This window comes from Bacillus sp. cl95, from assembly GCF_900115925.1.
GTDB lineage: Bacteria > Bacillota > Bacilli > Bacillales > Cytobacillaceae > Neobacillus_A.
The window spans coordinates 91,163-107,846 of sequence record NZ_FOYF01000003.1 but is presented as its reverse complement, the minus strand read 5'-3'; the positions used below and the strand labels follow the sequence as shown (position 1 = coordinate 107,846).

Annotated in this window: 13 protein-coding genes; 3 read left to right on the top strand and 10 right to left on the bottom strand. The window is 34.4% G+C overall.

All coding sequences use genetic code 11. The features are described from left to right. The first annotated feature begins 149 nt into the window (after positions 1–149). Together BMZ31_RS09565 and BMZ31_RS09560 are read left to right on the top strand one after the other, a co-directional pair. Positions 150–758, top strand: coding sequence for a hypothetical protein (locus BMZ31_RS09565; protein ID WP_090831523.1), 609 nt, complete (start codon positions 150–152; stop codon positions 756–758). 468 nt (positions 759–1,226) lie between these two features. Next, positions 1,227–1,766, top strand: coding sequence for a hypothetical protein (locus BMZ31_RS09560; protein ID WP_090831522.1), 540 nt, complete (start codon positions 1,227–1,229; stop codon positions 1,764–1,766). A gap of 270 nt (positions 1,767–2,036) precedes the next feature. Here BMZ31_RS09560 and BMZ31_RS09555 read toward each other — a convergent pair whose 3' ends face one another. The 6 genes from BMZ31_RS09555 to BMZ31_RS09530 all read right to left on the bottom strand — a co-directional run bounded on the left by BMZ31_RS09555 (position 2,037) and on the right by BMZ31_RS09530 (position 8,682). Continuing rightward, on the bottom strand, positions 2,037–3,794 hold the full coding sequence (locus BMZ31_RS09555; protein WP_090831521.1) for a restriction endonuclease FokI recognition domain-containing protein: 1,758 nt from the start codon (positions 3,792–3,794) through the stop codon (positions 2,037–2,039). Between the two features lie 362 nt (positions 3,795–4,156). Continuing rightward, complete coding sequence (locus BMZ31_RS09550) at positions 4,157–4,384, bottom strand: hypothetical protein (RefSeq protein WP_217644039.1); 228 nt, start codon at positions 4,382–4,384, stop codon at positions 4,157–4,159. 170 nt (positions 4,385–4,554) lie between these two features. Continuing rightward, on the bottom strand, positions 4,555–5,883 hold the full coding sequence (locus BMZ31_RS09545) for a phospholipase D family protein (protein WP_090831519.1): 1,329 nt from the start codon (positions 5,881–5,883) through the stop codon (positions 4,555–4,557). Positions 5,884–6,311: 428 nt separating this feature from the next. Then, the gene (dnaB, locus tag BMZ31_RS09540) at positions 6,312–7,613 is read right to left on the bottom strand and encodes a replicative DNA helicase (protein WP_090831518.1); all 1,302 of its coding nucleotides are present in this window, start codon (positions 7,611–7,613) and stop codon (positions 6,312–6,314) included. Continuing rightward, positions 7,614–7,952: a replicative helicase loader/inhibitor gene (locus BMZ31_RS09535; protein ID WP_090831517.1), complete on the bottom strand. Its 339-nt coding sequence runs from the start codon at positions 7,950–7,952 to the stop codon at positions 7,614–7,616. Then, positions 7,945–8,682, bottom strand: coding sequence for a conserved phage C-terminal domain-containing protein (locus BMZ31_RS09530; RefSeq protein ID WP_090831516.1), 738 nt, complete (start codon positions 8,680–8,682; stop codon positions 7,945–7,947). Before BMZ31_RS09530 ends, BMZ31_RS09535 begins: the two co-directional genes overlap by 8 nt. A gap of 329 nt (positions 8,683–9,011) precedes the next feature. Between BMZ31_RS09530 and BMZ31_RS09525 the strand changes: the two genes are divergently transcribed. Further along, the gene (locus BMZ31_RS09525) at positions 9,012–9,443 is read left to right on the top strand and encodes an NUDIX hydrolase (RefSeq protein ID WP_090831515.1); all 432 of its coding nucleotides are present in this window, start codon (positions 9,012–9,014) and stop codon (positions 9,441–9,443) included. 462 nt (positions 9,444–9,905) lie between these two features. Here the strand turns inward: BMZ31_RS09525 and BMZ31_RS09520 are convergent, their stop codons facing one another. Genes BMZ31_RS09520 through BMZ31_RS09505 form a run of 4 tightly spaced genes read right to left on the bottom strand, consistent with a single transcriptional unit; the run spans position 9,906 to position 16,497 of the window. Further along, positions 9,906–11,132, bottom strand: coding sequence for a Wadjet anti-phage system protein JetD domain-containing protein (locus BMZ31_RS09520; protein ID WP_090831514.1), 1,227 nt, complete (start codon positions 11,130–11,132; stop codon positions 9,906–9,908). A 2-nt stretch (positions 11,133–11,134) separates the two neighbouring features. Next, a complete protein-coding gene (locus BMZ31_RS09515; RefSeq protein WP_090831513.1) occupies positions 11,135–14,431 on the bottom strand; it encodes an SbcC/MukB-like Walker B domain-containing protein in 3,297 nt (1,098 codons plus the stop codon). After that, entirely contained in the window at positions 14,428–15,075 is a 648-nt protein-coding gene (locus tag BMZ31_RS09510) for a DUF4194 domain-containing protein (RefSeq protein ID WP_090831512.1), read from the bottom strand. The genes BMZ31_RS09515 and BMZ31_RS09510 overlap by 4 nt, the downstream gene beginning before the upstream one ends. After that, on the bottom strand, positions 15,076–16,497 hold the full coding sequence (locus tag BMZ31_RS09505; RefSeq protein WP_090831511.1) for a Wadjet anti-phage system protein JetA family protein: 1,422 nt from the start codon (positions 16,495–16,497) through the stop codon (positions 15,076–15,078). Positions 16,498–16,684: the final 187 nt, after the last annotated feature.

The following is a 16,684-nucleotide window of genomic DNA, read 5'->3' as shown; positions in this document are numbered from 1 at the left end:
GTAATTCGTCCAGTTAAGTTTATTAACACATATCCTAACAAATGAATATATTCAAGATAAAAGTAAATTGAACAAATACCATGTTTTTTTATAAAAAAATCCTCTTCGGTAAACAATAATACAGTAATAAAAACAGGTAGGTGATTTTATTGGTATTATTAGACATACTTAAAGATCCATTTTTTGAAACTAGATATAAAGCTGTTTTAAAGATACCTCCAACTGAAAATGATCTTTTTAAGACAATAATGATTATTTTGAATAAAATAAATGATTGTAAGGAATTAAGTTTAGATGATTTTGAAACCTGGTTTTATAGTAATTATTCTATGAGTAAAAACCGTTGTTATAATACCTGGAAAACACTTGAAAGAGCCAATCTTATAAGAAAAACACCAAAAAAAGGACTAGCTTTAACAATAGATGGAGAAAAATGTATATCACTTGTAGACATTGAGAAAATAAAGATTAACATCATGAAAAATTTTTCCGATTCATTTATCGGAATATTCGAATTTTTGTATCTTTGTTCAAGTTATAATAGTGGAACCAGACAACAACGACAACACTATTTATTTCAAACATGGTACTCAAATTATGAATCTTCCTTTGATACAAAAAGGTCTTTAAAATCCAGTAAACATCAGTTTGATATTATTAAGCTTTATCTTGAATCATTAGGTATGATTCAATTACAAAGTGGATTACTAATACCTAACATACACATGATAAACAAGATTCTTGATAATTATCAATGAAAATAAAACTTAGTGGTTACGAACTGAAAAATCAAAAAAAAATATTAATACATATAGTTGTAAATTATCGCTTCTAAGTCTTCAACTTTTTGGACAGAATAGGGATGGAGAGGTTCTGTTCTCAAATGGAAAAGAAACATTCTCCTTAGGCATTTTCGCAAGGATTGCTAGGTCGAGGCATACTGGACATAATTTGGTAACCCTTCCAGTATGTCTTGATACTGCTTGATTGTGTATTGTAATCCACATCAGGTGTCGGTAGGGAGGATGATTCTTTAATCCCATTTTCTTTTTGTTACCAGATGCCCTTTCTATCTTCTTCTAAATCTCATTTTATTTTCCCAATTTAACTTGATTGAAGTATTTCTCAAATAGAATTTCCAAAACAAGTTTTATTACATAATATACCATTTAATAATTATGTAGTATTATATAATTATTAAACTTATAGAGGATACGTGATAAAGAATGATCTTAAGAAAAAAATACATACTTGAAGATGAATTGATAAAAGAAGCATTAGATTATGCCGAAATTTCAAAAGAATTCACATCAAATAAGCATGATTTCCATGCTGGAGGCTTATCTAATAAAAAGCAAAAAATGTTTGAAGGAAAATTAGGTGAGAAAATCTTCAAAAAATTTCTCCTCGAAAATAATATTATTTTCGAGGAAGATAGAACCAGTCACCAGGAAGCTGACCTATTTGACTTTATAATATCTAATAAGATAACGGTAGATGTTAAAACAAGAACAAAATCCTACCATACTAGAACCTTAGAACTTGTAGAACAGTTTAATAATAAACCTAAGGACATATATGTATCTGTGAGAATATTTGATGATCTGAAAAGTGGGCACCTAATTGGATGGTTCGCAAAGGAAGATGTTCTCAGAATTAACCGAATTGAAAATCATGGATATCTAGATAATTACACAATGTATGATAGTGATTTGAGTAGTATGAACAATCTTTGGGATCTTGTTTTAAAACACAACAAACGATAGTATTTATCTGCTACATTTTATTAGGTTATGTAGCGATTGAATCTATTAGAAAAAAAGCATTGGGCCAAATTTCCCAATGCTTTTTTGCATTATTCTCATATAACTTATTAATATTCAAAAATTTATTAAAGCTCTCTAATATCATCATAGAAAAAGGAAAAACAATCATCAATTTTTCTTTCTTTCGAACTTAAATTCTTCTAGAGTGAGCTTATTGTGAGATTAGATGACTTCCTATATTGCCAGAAACTAGAAAAACAATTCCTACTATTAGAATACAATTTCGTCATTCTTGAATTTCTTACCCACTTCTTCAAGTGTTAAGCTACCTTCTTTAATTTTTTCACCTCCTAATAACAACTGTTCAACACTCATAACTGCACCTTGACATTTTGTAAGGTGGCTTACGCGCTCTAATTGCTTTCTATAGTCTCCTTGGAAGAAACCACTCACGAATAAGAATTTGAAATCCGTGATAGATGTTGGATATATTTCCCACCACTCATTTGGGTTAATAACTTGGCTACGTTTATTGTTCTCATCAACATAACGTTGCATTTCATCTGCTTGTGAAATGGGTAAACGATAACCATCTTTGTAAGCTTTCGTATCGAGTATAATTCCGTGGTTTAATACTAGACCGTCAGTGAATAACGCCCCATCAGGTTTACGACTACCACCTAAATGTTTTCCTCGATATCCGTATATTTTTTTGAAAAACTCTACGACTTTGAATTCTAGTAAACGATTTTGCTTTGAATCCTGAGCAATCTCGATAAGTTCGATATATTCATGTGGTACGTGCCTCAACTTATGACGTAATTCCGATTTCTTAATTTCCATTGCACCTTTGACCAAAAACTTAGTGACACCTAACTGAGGAATAATGAATGGTTGAATTGTATCTTTTAATTGGAAACCACTCCTAGTCATTTCGATGAAAATACCCGTGTTTATTAGACCGTTGATGTCGTTTTGGATTGTCTCCTCAAGTTCATCGAACCCCAATCCTCTTAATTTCGTTTGTAATTGAACTGTTGTTAACGGAGAGTTGCTTTTCATAAGCAGGTCCAGAGTGTAGGCTCGTCTTGTACGGACATATACTCTATCAGTGATGTTAGTAGCTAACATTTCCCAATATACACGTTTTGGTACTCGTATATGTTTGCTACCGCCTTTTGCTCTACGTATAACATCGAGGCCTTCTTTTGTAATTTTGTAAGAATGGGAAATATACTCATTACGTGTATGACCACCAACTGTCGGTACAACAAAATCTTTTCTTGGTTGCGTTACTAACCCCATCTTAGAGAGCCAGCCTGCAATCATGCGGGCATATTTATCTGCTGAACCTTCCCAATCTGAACGAATAGAACTCTTAATATTAGATGGTGATGAAGGTGCAGTTGCTAAGGAATCCAAGAACAAGTCTTGTGGTAATGATGTAAAACCACTCTCACCGTTAAAGCCTAGCTGTTTACCTAATTCGAACTTTGTTAAATGATCGCCTTTTTCCAGTAATGTCAAAATTCGTATTGCCGGTGGATATGATGATAACGCTTCGATTAGGATTGCTTTTTCTTTTGAAGAATTATCGCTTGAAATGGAATAAGCTTTTCCTGTATCTGTAAGATAAAATGCGTCTTTGGAATGTTCGTATTCAATGAAGCCTAAAGCATGAGCCCAACGAACGAACCCGTCTGCTGACCAGTTATCAATGTATCCTTTTTTGTTACCTTGGTCTAGTATTGTCGCCTGAATGATGGCATCACACGGGGCATTTGCTCGGATGGAAGTACCCGTACCTACTAACTCTTTGTATGTATACAGATTATCTGAGCGATTCATTGCTTTTACCAGTGTGTCACGAACCCCTTTATCTTTTACAAGATTAGGAATTTTGTGGTCTTTTACCTCTTTATAAACTTTGGAATCCTTATCAAAAACCTGAACGGTACGTTTAAGATTCTCGAACTTTCCTGGATTTTGCACCCAACCAAAAGTTCTGATTACACGTTTTTCCTTCATCTAAGTCACCTCATTTTTCTTTATCTAAATATTAACATATTTAGAAGAAAAAATCTGTTGATCTATGACAAAGGGTTTAGTACTTTATGAGTATTCTTCACTCTCTCCACGACTTCTACAGCGACTTGAGTTTATCTTTTTCTGGTTGGAATTTATCAAGTGAAGTAGAAATTTCATACATTGAGTATCATTCTACGAAATAAGTCTAAACCTAGATGCAGGCTTTTGTACCAGAAGTTCACGATGGAATTCTTTTGATTCTTGTTAACAATTCTAAAATAAAAGTATTTGATGAAGAGTTTTGACTGAGTGAAACAACTAAGTGACAGGGTTCTATCTGAATTTAGCCAAAACAGTCTCTATTAATTTATGTATGCTTCATAGGTCAAATCAATTAGAGCATTTTTTATTGCTTCCTCAGCAGTTTTACCATGTCTTTGCAATATGTGATATCTCCAAGGTGGTTTGTCATCACATAAGATTACAAAAGCTATGAATTTATAGTCTTCTATTTTAAAAATATTAATTTCCACTATATCCCTGAATTCATTCATTACAATTTTAATACCTAATTCAACATCTTCCTCCAAGACCAACAAGAACATCACACCTCCTCAAAAGATATATTCTTTTCTTAATTAAATTAACCTTTAATTAATTGTTGTGATTTTGTGACAATAAAGAACTTTAATATAGTGCCTGGCTCCAAGTACGTTAACGCTTTAACTCATCAGGGTTCTGCCTCTCTATCCTAAAAAAATCAATCGGGTATTACCCAGGTTATTAATTTATATAGTGAATAAAGCTTTTCTATTTTATGACTTGCAATTCGAACAATACTATCTTTGGTCATAAGGTTTTGATCATTAGGATTCATATGAAAAATACAAAAAGACTCAAATCCCTCATCATCATATTTTTTATAGAATTCAATAAACTCATTTGGATCCTCATAATCAAAACTAAATGATTTGATTGACTTATCAGTCTTAGGATCAAATACATGCCAAACAAATTTTTCTCCGTTTAACTTTGTTACTTCGTAAATTATTTTTTCTTTAAGTCGTTCAATATTTCGCTTTAAGTAATCCCTATCGATAGCTCCATTTGCTGTAGCATGAAATAGGCCCACTTGAACACCGTCACCGACGAGGGATACTTGTATACATGCGTGTTTTATAAAACTTTCATATCTTTCTGCAGGACTACCTTTAAGTATTGCATTTTTCTTGTCTTTACCATATCGCACACAAATCCAGGACAGTCGATTGTGGTTATAATCGGATCGAATGATTTGAGAAGTAATAAATTCTGGGTTTCTTCCCGATGCCCAGTGATTGTGTAAATTATATTGTTTCACGTTATTCTTTAAATGATTGTTAATTTCAAGTAATTTTTTACGAACATTGTCTCTTCTCCTATTAATGATTGGACCATCTTGATATTGGTGTTTTGGAAATAATGTCTCATAATCCTGATAGTTAAAAAACCATCCATCTAAGTCATAATCGGATTCCTTAAATAGATCTTTTTCGTCTACAAATATTTCATTAATTTTCCTACTTATCTCAAGATTAGCATTAGTTAATTTCTCTAGTTCTTGATCAATTCCTTTATATTTACTAATGAGTTCCTTTGTTACCTTGTCGGAAGCAATTTTACAATGGTTAATAAAATTTTCTAACCGAGAAACATTAGTTGAGCTAAACTCATGTGTTAATTCAAGATTGTCCTCTAACCCTCCACGAGTAAAATTTGCTGATCCATGATAAACATAAATTCTTTCTGAAGTGTAAAACATAAATACTTTAGCATGTAATTTGTCCTGATGAACTATATATACATTAGCAATATCTAATAATCCTTCTAAAAGCTTACCTGGATTATTCATACTAAATTCCTTAGATAGGTATATATTGATTTTATCTTTTGGTAGATTATTATTATTTTTTAGTTCTTTAATAAGGATAAGTCCGTAATTTGAGAAAAAAGCTGTTATGATATTTATCTTAGTTACATTCAAATTCAGAACTGTTTCTTTAATATATCCCTTTTTCCATACCCAATTACTTATTCCTAGTCTCTCCATAAAAGGCTCACCTCTGTAATTATGTACTTAACCTTAACCAATTATAGCATTGTTATAAATTTATACGAAAATTCTTTAAATTCAAAAATAAACTTCTTTGCTTATAGATTTTCTCTAAATCGTTGGTATCACAAAGGACATGGAATAACATAATAAACTTCTTTTGTAAAAATGTGTGTAATGAAATCAAATCTTACCTTATTATTCGCTAAAAAAACACCTTAAACATTGATACATCAACATTTTAAGGTGTTTACTGTTTTCTCAAATGGACTTACCTTTTCATAAGTAAGGGTGGTCTGAACGAACCGATGCCTATGTAGCTGTTGAATCTTTGTGTTTCAACAGTTACATAGGTACCATTAAGAAAGGTATTAACATTTTCTTACAGTAATAAGTAAGATTCATAACCCTTTATTTTATTTCTCTCACTCCACCAAACTCACAAACTTCCCATACTCCTTATTAAACCCTAGTTCTATCGTTCCTGTTGGACCATTTCGATGTTTGGCGAAGATGATTTCCATCATGTTTTTCTGGGTGGATTCTTTATCGTAATAATCATCGCGATAGAGGAAGGCGATGAGGTCGGCGTCTTGTTCGATTTGGCCGCTTTCTCTTAGGTCTGAGAGGATGGGTCGTTTGTCGAAGCGACTTTCTACTCCTCGGCTGAGCTGGGACAGAGCGATCACGACTACATTCAGTTCTCTAGCCATTGTTTTGATCGCCCTGCTGATCTCGCTGATTTCTGCTTGGCGGTTTTGGTTATTTTTCGAATCGCTTTCGATCAGTTGCAGATAATCGATGATGACGAGGATTCTTTTGTCCTTCTTGTACTCTCTGCGCGCCTTCCGTACTTTAGACCAAATGTACGGAATGTCCATTCCGGCTTTGTCGAAGATATGAAGATTGACTTTTGATAGGTATCCAAGTGTTTCGGAGAAATTTCGCCAGTCATCGTCTCCAAACTCTCTTCTTGGATTCTTCATTTTGAAACTATCAATCCTTGCTGTAAAACCAGTGATACGTTTCAGAAGTTGCTTTTTGGACATTTCTAGCGAAAAGAATAAGCTCACGTCCTCTTTGGCAGCCTGCATCGCTAGATTGAGTGCAAAGGCCGTTTTCCCCATACTTGGACGAGCTCCTACAATCATCAGGTCTGATTCCTGAAAACCACCTGTTAGGCGGTCTAAATGCTTAAATCCAGAGGGGATGCCGATGATATCACCTAAGTCCTTCTCGCACTCTTCAAAAAGATTTACTAGTGCTGGTGTGATATCCCCGTTTTCCTCATCGACTTTGTCATCGTCAACCGCCATGAGTTCATGAATACTCTCATTTAGGGTTTTATTGATTTCAGAGTTTTTTGCGCTTTCAATGATTTTTGCAGCGATTTGAACGGCTTTTCTTTTTTTATCGTATTCCCTGACCATATTTTCGTAAAAGTGAAAGTTTGCGGTGGTTGGCACACTGCCAGCTAGGTCTGTTATATAACTGACTCCACCCAGCCTTTGGATGTTCCTGTTGCCTAGTTCTTCGCAAACAGTGATGGGATCTATCGGTCTTCCTTTTTCGTCAAGATGTCTAATTGCTGTGTATAAGAGTCTTAGTTTCGGAGAATATAGGTGTTCAGGACGAATCGTACATTCTTTAACCAACTCATTGTCTAAGAAGAAAGCACCCACTACCGCTGCTTCTGCTTCTAAATTAAACGGTGCATTGCCACTCATTTATTGCTCCTCCTTGGAGATACCCAAAACAACTCTCATACTCGCAAGCGCTTGATCCATGACTTCTTTGCTAGCAGTAGTAGGCTGCTTGTGAATCAACCGCTTTGTTTCATTCACGTTAGGAGTGGTTGAGAACGATTGTAACGGTGCCGCAAATTCCATGAGGCTCGGAGGGTACTTAGACATTCTTATGTGGTCTAACAATCGTTTTTCCACTTTTTCAAGTGAATCCTTCTTGAGGATTTCATGCCAAGCATTAATGACGTCTTGGTTCACTTTGAAGGAATTGTATATGTTCTGTATTTTTACTAATAGGCGATAGGTCTCTTCTTTAGTCATCTAAGTCAAAATCCTCCGCTCTAAATGATTTCTGGACGACCTTTTGATTGAGATACGCTTCAAATTTTGTTCCGAATAAGGTGGTTGGCCTTAGAAATTTACACAGATGTGGTAGATGCTGCCATTCTTCGGTCTTTATATCAATGACCCTTTTAAAATCATCTAAAGTAAACCCTTCCCTCATCCTAGCCCTAATGATTTTACGGTTTTTTGGTGTTCTAGATTTGTAGACTGCATTTGTTTTTTCGTTGAGGTAGGAAATGACTTCATCGACTATAATGTTTTTCTCTGTAGTAATCTCTGAAGTACTCTCTGGTATTGCTTTGGTCAAGCTTCCTTCCTCCATAGTGCATTCTGACGTATTAGATACTTCATTTTGACCAAAGGAAAGTTCCATCTCGGCATTTTCTAATTCTTCAACTTTTTGATAATTAATCGTATACCATTTCGTCTTATCCATCTTGGAGGAATTCCAATTCGCTGAGATGAGAAAACCCTGTTTCTCTAGTGAGCGGATGGTTCGCATAATCGTACTTTCTGACCAAAACGGGAGCTGGTTTTGCCATTCCTTATAGGTGTTGTAAATCCACTTTTTCCCTTCAATTATATGAGTGCTTGAACTCACCCAATAATGAATTTGTTGCAGCATCAACGCTTCGTTGAATCCAATTTTCACTGCCAATTCTGGAATTACCATCAATGGCTTTCCGCTGATCAATAACTTGTTCATCCTACCTTCCTCCTCATCGAATATCCATTTTCGTACTACTTTGTTTTCGGCAATCACCAAGATGATAATAACGAACCAATCATATTGCCCTTTCACCTTTTATATAAGAAGAAATCAACGAAAAGGACAGGGTAAGAGGAAATATTTTTTATGAAAAAGGAATTGTTGTGAACGGATGGTTCAGATTAAGACACTAATCGAGAACGTAAGGAGGTCTGGAACACTTGATGTAACCTATGATAAACTCGTATTATCAGAATCTTCCGATTTAATAGCAAAAAGATATTTTTTGGAACCACCTACAAAATGGAGAGAAATGAGGAATTCGTTTGGAACAAAGTATCCAAATCACTTATTCACCGCCAAAACATATCGTTTCAGCGGCAACAATTGTCATCAATGAACAACAAGAAATTCTTTTAATCAAAGGGCCTAGACGAGGATGGGAAATGCCAGGTGGACAAGTTGAAGAAGGCGAGTCATTGAAAGATGCGGCTATAAGAGAAACAAAAGAAGAGTCAGGGATTGATATCGAGGTAATAAAATTTTGTGGAATATTTCAAAATGTGAAAGATTCAATTTGTAATACGCTGTTCTTAGCTAAGCCAATTGGTGGCCAACTAACCACTACTCCAGAGAGTTTAGAAGTTGGTTTCTTCCCTATTGAGCAAGCATTGGAAATGGTCACGTTTTTGAATTTCAGGCAAAGAATTGAATACAGTTTGGATAAGGATACACAGCCATTTTATATAGAGTTTTAAAATTCTAAATTTAGCCTCTAACGAGTTCTATATCCCACTTATAAGGAAATACATAAACGAACACTTCTCTCTAATTGGTGGTTTCGGTGCTCATGTGTGTGAATTTAATTAGAAAGTAGTATCTTTAACCCCAATAAAGAAATAAACGAATCTCTTTTCGCAGATTCACCCCCCAGTTGAAGAAGGACAATAACCAATTTTAGTTATCATCCTTTTGGTATTTCCTGGACAATGTCGTTGTAATATGCAGCAATTGACTTTGATTTCGTTAGTGTTCTTCTAAAAATAAATCGGTAAGATCAACCTCTGTTTATTCATAATACTATCAAATAGTTGTACTGGAATTTATCACCAACTAGTATTCCCTTATTTCCATTTAAAATCTAAATAGCGAACAGTCACAGTGACTGTTCGCTAATAGAATTCTACAATTCTTCTACTTATATATTTTTATTAGTTGCGCTACACTATTAACTTCCGATTCATCATATTCAAACTAATAATTTCCTGCTCCAACTTCACATTATTTTCTAACATGTAATTAACTGTATGCTCATATAAATCCATCTCTTTTAATTCTTTAAGTCTGGCTATATCATTTTCTGTAAGGCCATGCAAGCATGACTCATACTCTTCATTCTTAAGTTCATCAGAAGACATATAAAACATAGCAAAATCAATTCCTGTAATCTCACATAAATTATGATGTATCCAGAAACCACCTGCATCAATGTCTCCAAAGTGCATAAACTTTGTATCTGGATTTGTGTCAAGAATCAGTTTAATAAATTCGCGCTGATATCTGTTAGCATATCCTCCAAGATTAAAGGTGACTGTATCATCATCTTTGTATCTCAGGAATGATGTTCTATTCTCAATTGTCATAAACTTCGAAGCACATATTTTTACAGATTGAATTTGCTTAAGATCTGAAGCCATGATTTCTATTCCTTCAGAAAAACCACTAAGATCCATATCTTTGTCAGAAATGGTAATCACCACATTTCCTTTAATACTAAGTTTCTGAGGCTCTTTATATATGTGATAATCCACCAGAATTTCATCAATAAGCTCATTTTCTTCAATAGTTCTATCTGAATACTTGCGTAATAAAGTACACACCGGATGCATTGTTACTTTCTCAAAGAACTTTGAATCACCATAAACTTTCATTGAAACTTCTCTGATGAATAAATCCGTCTGGTTATTTTCTATGAACGAAATTGCTTTGAAAACATTATCAAGTTCTTCATAATTCTTTGGAATCTTTCTATTATCAATGCTCTTCAATAATAGTGCACATTCTTTTTCACATATAGGAGAGGCATTCTTGTAACAATCAACCAAAAATTGTAACTGTTCAATCTGCATATGCTTTGACACATAACCATACTTATCACTTAGGTATTTCTCAATATCGAGAATTCTTTCATCAACAAGATAAATACTCTGTAACTGAGTTCCAAAGGTTTCTGTGGTGCTATAAGTAAAGCCTTTCTCCGTCAACTCATTTACCGCTTGATTCAACCTGGATATCTCTTCAAAATCCCCATCATTAGCATTATACTTTTTATATAATTTTTCAGGTTTTACCTGCGTTCTCCTATTCGTTTTGTTATCTCCAGAATCCTTCTTACTTTTCCGATAATTATCAACTAAATATGTGAGGATTTTCTCTCCGTATTCCATCGCTACACTCCCTTGTGCATTTCAACAATTCCTATCTCCATCAAATCTACCTGGGTTCTAAGAACAGGTAAAACAACTTCACATTCATTACCAATCAGCTCTGTCTTATCAGGAGCACAGAAAATCATCTGAAGATTCTGCTCCTTCATAAATCCAAGCATGATTTTTACATTAGTTGGGTCCATTTTTGCAAATGGCTCATCTATGAATACTAGTCTTGTTGAATTAAGCTTATCATTGTAAATCATTAATAATGCTGATAACAAAATAAGCATGTATGGAATTTGAACTTCAGCACCAGAATTATAACCAGTTTGTTTTGAAAGCTTGGCTGACCTAAGAACATCATTTGTAAGTAAGATTTCGTATGTCATATAATTTCGATAATCTGCATAATGCTCAATCTGATTCTTATCGTTACTCCCCACAATTCGGTTAATAATCTTCCGTATCTCCTTTTCAAGCTCTACTCCCTTATCATCTGAATAGGATGCCATTGCATCAAAAGTCATCTGACTTGATGTAGTTCCGAGTTCCTCGCGTTCTTTTAAGAAATTAGCATATTCAAGGATTTTTCCATAATCAGAACCATCCTTAACGTACTTAACATCAAATGCATATTTCGACTTGAATTTCAGTCTTGCTAATTCCGCATTTATTAACTTCAGATCATCTCTTGCTGCTTCACAGGACTTCAACACAGTAAGTACAAACTCATTCTTAAATATTTCTTCATATCGTCTGGTTTGTTCTTTTAACTTCTCCTGTATCTCCTGCAAATCATCCATCCAGATTCTAGATTTTCTTGACTCATATACAGCTCTGGATTTATCAGACATTGGTAACTGATTATCTTCAGTTCTAACTGCATTGTATGCAGCTTGAGCTCCTGTAAGCTTATCCCCTGCTTCTCTAAGAGAACGTTCTGAACGCGCTCTATCCTTTAATACACCACCAGCACTGCCTGGACCATTTGCAATATGCTTTTCGTAATCTTCAATAGCCTTTGTATATACTACATTATTAGTCATTTCAAATTCTATCAAATCACTCTCTATACTTGTGATACTCTCATTCTTTTCTTTCAGCCTGTTTTCGTTTATCCTATATTCCGTCTGCATAGCAGATCTGTTGTCACGAACTGCATCCTGTTCTCTATTCATAGCCTCAAGATTTTGCTCGAGTCTATAGACTTGCTCAGCAAGTTCCATATACTCTTGGTTATTCTTTTGAGCGTCTTTCAAACGTTCTAATTCATCCTTTTTTTTAGCACAATCCATTAATACTTCATCATACAATCTGCAGGCATCGAAATTATTCTCACCAAAGAACTCCATAGCTGTATCTAGATATGACTTATTTGATTCTTCCTGCTGCAATCGCTCATGAGATTCCTTGTATTCAGCAGATAAAGCTTCCAGTGCTTTTTTAGCTTTTATTCTGTTTAACTCAATTGTTTCCTGTCCTAAACAGTAAAACCCTATCTTATCGAAGCGCAGGAAGAAACTATCCATTGCAACGGATACTCTTCCATCTTTTGATATAGCGTTCTCGTAATTTTTCACCTTGTCCTTTGTGGTTGCATGAAAACGCCCAAGTTGGTAATCAAAATATTGCTTTGCAACCCGATTCTTTACTTCAATAAATTGAACAACTGAATCCTCTTCAGGTGTTATCACTTTTTTCATTAAAAGCTTTGTATTGAATAAATGCGCATACCTGTTTTTTGATGCATTAAGTACATCATCTGCAATGTCATAATATTCCGGCTCAACCAAAATAGTATATCTTCGTCTTCCAAGATAGCTTTCAATTGCATCTCGCCATAACTCATCTGTCAAACCAATTACATACTCACATGCAAAACAAGCTTCAGATGGTATGCCTCTTTTTCCAAATTCTTTATTAATTTCATTCTTTAATGCGACATAATCAGGTATTTGTGAAAATGTTGTCTTCTTTGAATCACAATCATCAATAACCTGTTGCCACTTTAATTGCTGTCTTCCATTTTCTTTCAATTCATCCTTAATTCTGGTTATTTCAGCTAAGATCTCATCCCTATGATCTTTGATTTTCTTTAAAAGATAATCAACACTACTTTCTTTTTGAATCTTTGAGAAATTATCCAAAGTTAATGAAGACAATACATCCTGGTGTTCAATTGCCAGGTTTTTTTCATAAAACCAGGATAACAGTTGACTTACTCTAGTCTGGAATTCAATAAGAGCGGTCTTTTCATTTTCAAGTTTCTCTTTTTCATCCTGTGCATTCTGCAAAGCCTGCTCAGCCTCTTCAATTGCTTTCGCACAGTCCATAGAATTCAAATTATCTTTCGCTTTATTGTAAGCTGCACGAAGTTCTTTTTCACGGTCAGCAATTGCTTTAAGCTTTTTCTCATCTTCCTCAATCTGTCTATTAGCCATGTCCATATTTCTTATAGCTTCTTCAATGTCTTTTTTGCACTTCAATAATTTTCTATATGCAATCTTCACATCATCCGAAAGGATGACATTTCTAGCATTTTGCAAGCCGTCAAAAAGCTTGATTATATCGCTAAGTTCTTTAATTTCAGCGTCAATAGTAGCAAAATTCTTATTCAAAGTATCAATATTATTTTTGGCTTCTACCAGCTTTGAGAAATCAACCTTCTTTTCCTCTAATACACTTTCTCTGATAAACTGATCAATCTTAGCATTTGGATCATAAGACATAATGCTACGAAGTTTTCTTCGGAAAGATGCTAACTGCTGCTCATTCAAGCGAAGTCCTGTTCGCTGCATAAATTTGAGTACGCCCTCTTTTACATCCATCATTTTTACACCCAGAACTTTCTGCAATTCTGATGTACTATATGGAATGACCTGTCCGTTATCTTCGTATGTATGAGCAATGTTCTCAAGTTTCTTATTCTCTACTACATATCTTCTGGTTAAAAATCCATTCCCAGAGTCTGTATCTATTACTGTTCCTAGGATAAAACTCTTTCCAAGCTCCACCTCCGCCATTTCAAGCACAATATGTGTATAAACATTTGGCATCTGTTCTGCAGGTCTCATAAAGGTGGCTGCAGTGGCATCAAGCAGACCTCGTGTATATGAAGTCACCGTTCTGCTTCCTTTATTCTCTGTAGATTTATTAAAGACTGTATCCCCGTACAATGCATATTTTATGGCATCCAACAAAACTGATTTACCATTTCCATTCTTACCCGCAATTAAAGTGAAGATGCCTATAGGAACAGTAATCTGGCTGAATCCATACCAGTTGATCAATCGAATTGATTTCAATCTGATCATTCCACATCCTCCTCATCTTCATCACTATCTGTATTATGTTCTTCCAGGTCATCTTCTGTCTGGTTGTTCTTCATGTATTCCGCAGAAACTGTCTGGAATTGTGCAATATCCCAACCAAACTGTAATGACGGATACAATGTGATAATAGCATCTTCCGACTTATCCTTTGGATCATAATCAACCAGATCATATTTCTTAAAAATCTTCATAGCTGCTGATAACTTTTTACTATCCATGTCTACTTCATATGCTTTGACTTTATCAATAAGATCACCAAGCATTACAACATTCTCATCACTATAACCCAGGTTCTCCAGATATACTTCCCAAAGCACAAGCAGTAGATGGTATTGCTCTGTTGTGAAAGATACAACATTTGCTCGTTTTAATCCTACTGCTTCTTCATCAGCCTCATGAGGCTTAAGCATTGCAATTCTTACATTTGTATCTACTAATACATCAAATCCAATCATACGCAAGTAATCTGAAACATCCTGCCTATTTGATTCTCTTGATATAAATGCATACAACTTATCATCCTTGTCACCAACAATGAACGTTGAATCCAACAACTTACGAATGCAACGCTTGAACAATATGTTATTTTCTTCTTTTACAGAAATGTTTAATTTGATATCACTCATTTAATTCTTCCTCTTAATTCGTATATTGCTTATCGTTGCAACTTCTGTTTCTATAGTTCCTTCCAAGAATTCAACCCCATATGGAAAATCTCCAGCCCCAGAATATATAATACTGGCTGCTACCATCATGGCATCATCTCTGGTTTTGACCAACGTCTCATCCGGTATTAAACTTGCCTTACCTTCAAGTAAGTTATCAAAGTAACTTATTGCTTCCTTCACGCTGTACCTATCTGGATATTCGTATAACAATTCCTTAGTAAGTCTTGCTTTTTCTTCATCTGATAATGAACTGGTAATAATAGCTCCACTCTTTGTATTCGGTTTGCGTTTCTTTCGACGTTCAATTGATTTTCTTCCAACATATTTGTATGACTGCAAGCCAAAACACTTGGAAATAGAATCAATAATATCCTTCTTTTCATTCGGATCAAAATCCTTAATTGTCATCAGCAAGTCATTTAAATAGGTCTGCATATTAACATTATTGCTTAAGACCATAAGAATTCTTGTAGAATACAAGCTGTAATAGTTATTAATTTTCTTATCTATGTAATCTATCTCTTTGACATAATCATAGCTGATAAAACTTTGCACTTCAGAAAGCTGGCTATCTACTATTTCACGAGATGCGATTTCGGTTGCGTTATTTATTTTTTGATATTCCTTAATCATATTTTCATAGACTTCCGTATTGGTAATGTGTCTAAGCATTTTCTCGATTTCAGAAATATATCCGGGTATTAAACCATCCTTCTTTATGAAAAAATAATCATTAAAGAAAGACTCCATCATTTCATCTTTGATAAGGAACTGTCCTAATTCATTGGTCTCTGTCATTTTTATGATTATGCGCATAATAGACCTAATGCTATCTTTAAGCACCAACAGTTCATTTTTTAAGTCTGAAACACTATCCGATACTGGTACCAGAATATTGGAATATGGTCTATGAGTTCTGCCATGGTCTATAAATGCAGAATGTAAAATATCATAAATTGAGAAAATATGGTTAGTCAAAGCCGCACTTGTATCACGATTAAAAATTCTCTCAATCGAATCAATCATCTTCCTACAATAAGGCGTAACAGTAGCAATATTGTCACCATTTCTTCCAATCTCGCGTTCTGAAATCCACCCACAATATCTGAAATATCTTAGGATTGCACTAGCATTTTCAACTTCTGATTTCTTACTGCTAATATTCTCATCAGCATTCCCAGCGTTATCTTCTTCTTCCATAGTGTAAGAATAGTTACGGAGATACAAAATTAAGATGTCTCTAGCGTCCGTCTCATAAAGAAGAGGAACTGACTTTGACTTTTCTATGAGCTGTAAAATGCATTCATAATATATCCTTTTATTTTTACAACAAAGCGGATTAAAAAAACGATCGTATTCCACATTATCAAACAGAATCATATTTCTCCCCCTCTCATATACCTAATTCGTATTGCACTACTGAGAATCAAAACATACAGTATTCAATACAGATTTCTGCTTTAAATAGTTGAATCTGATTATACTGATGGTATAGGGAAAATTACCCATATAATATAATATCATTTTAGATTTATTAAATATAATTAAATTTACTAGAATTACTTTT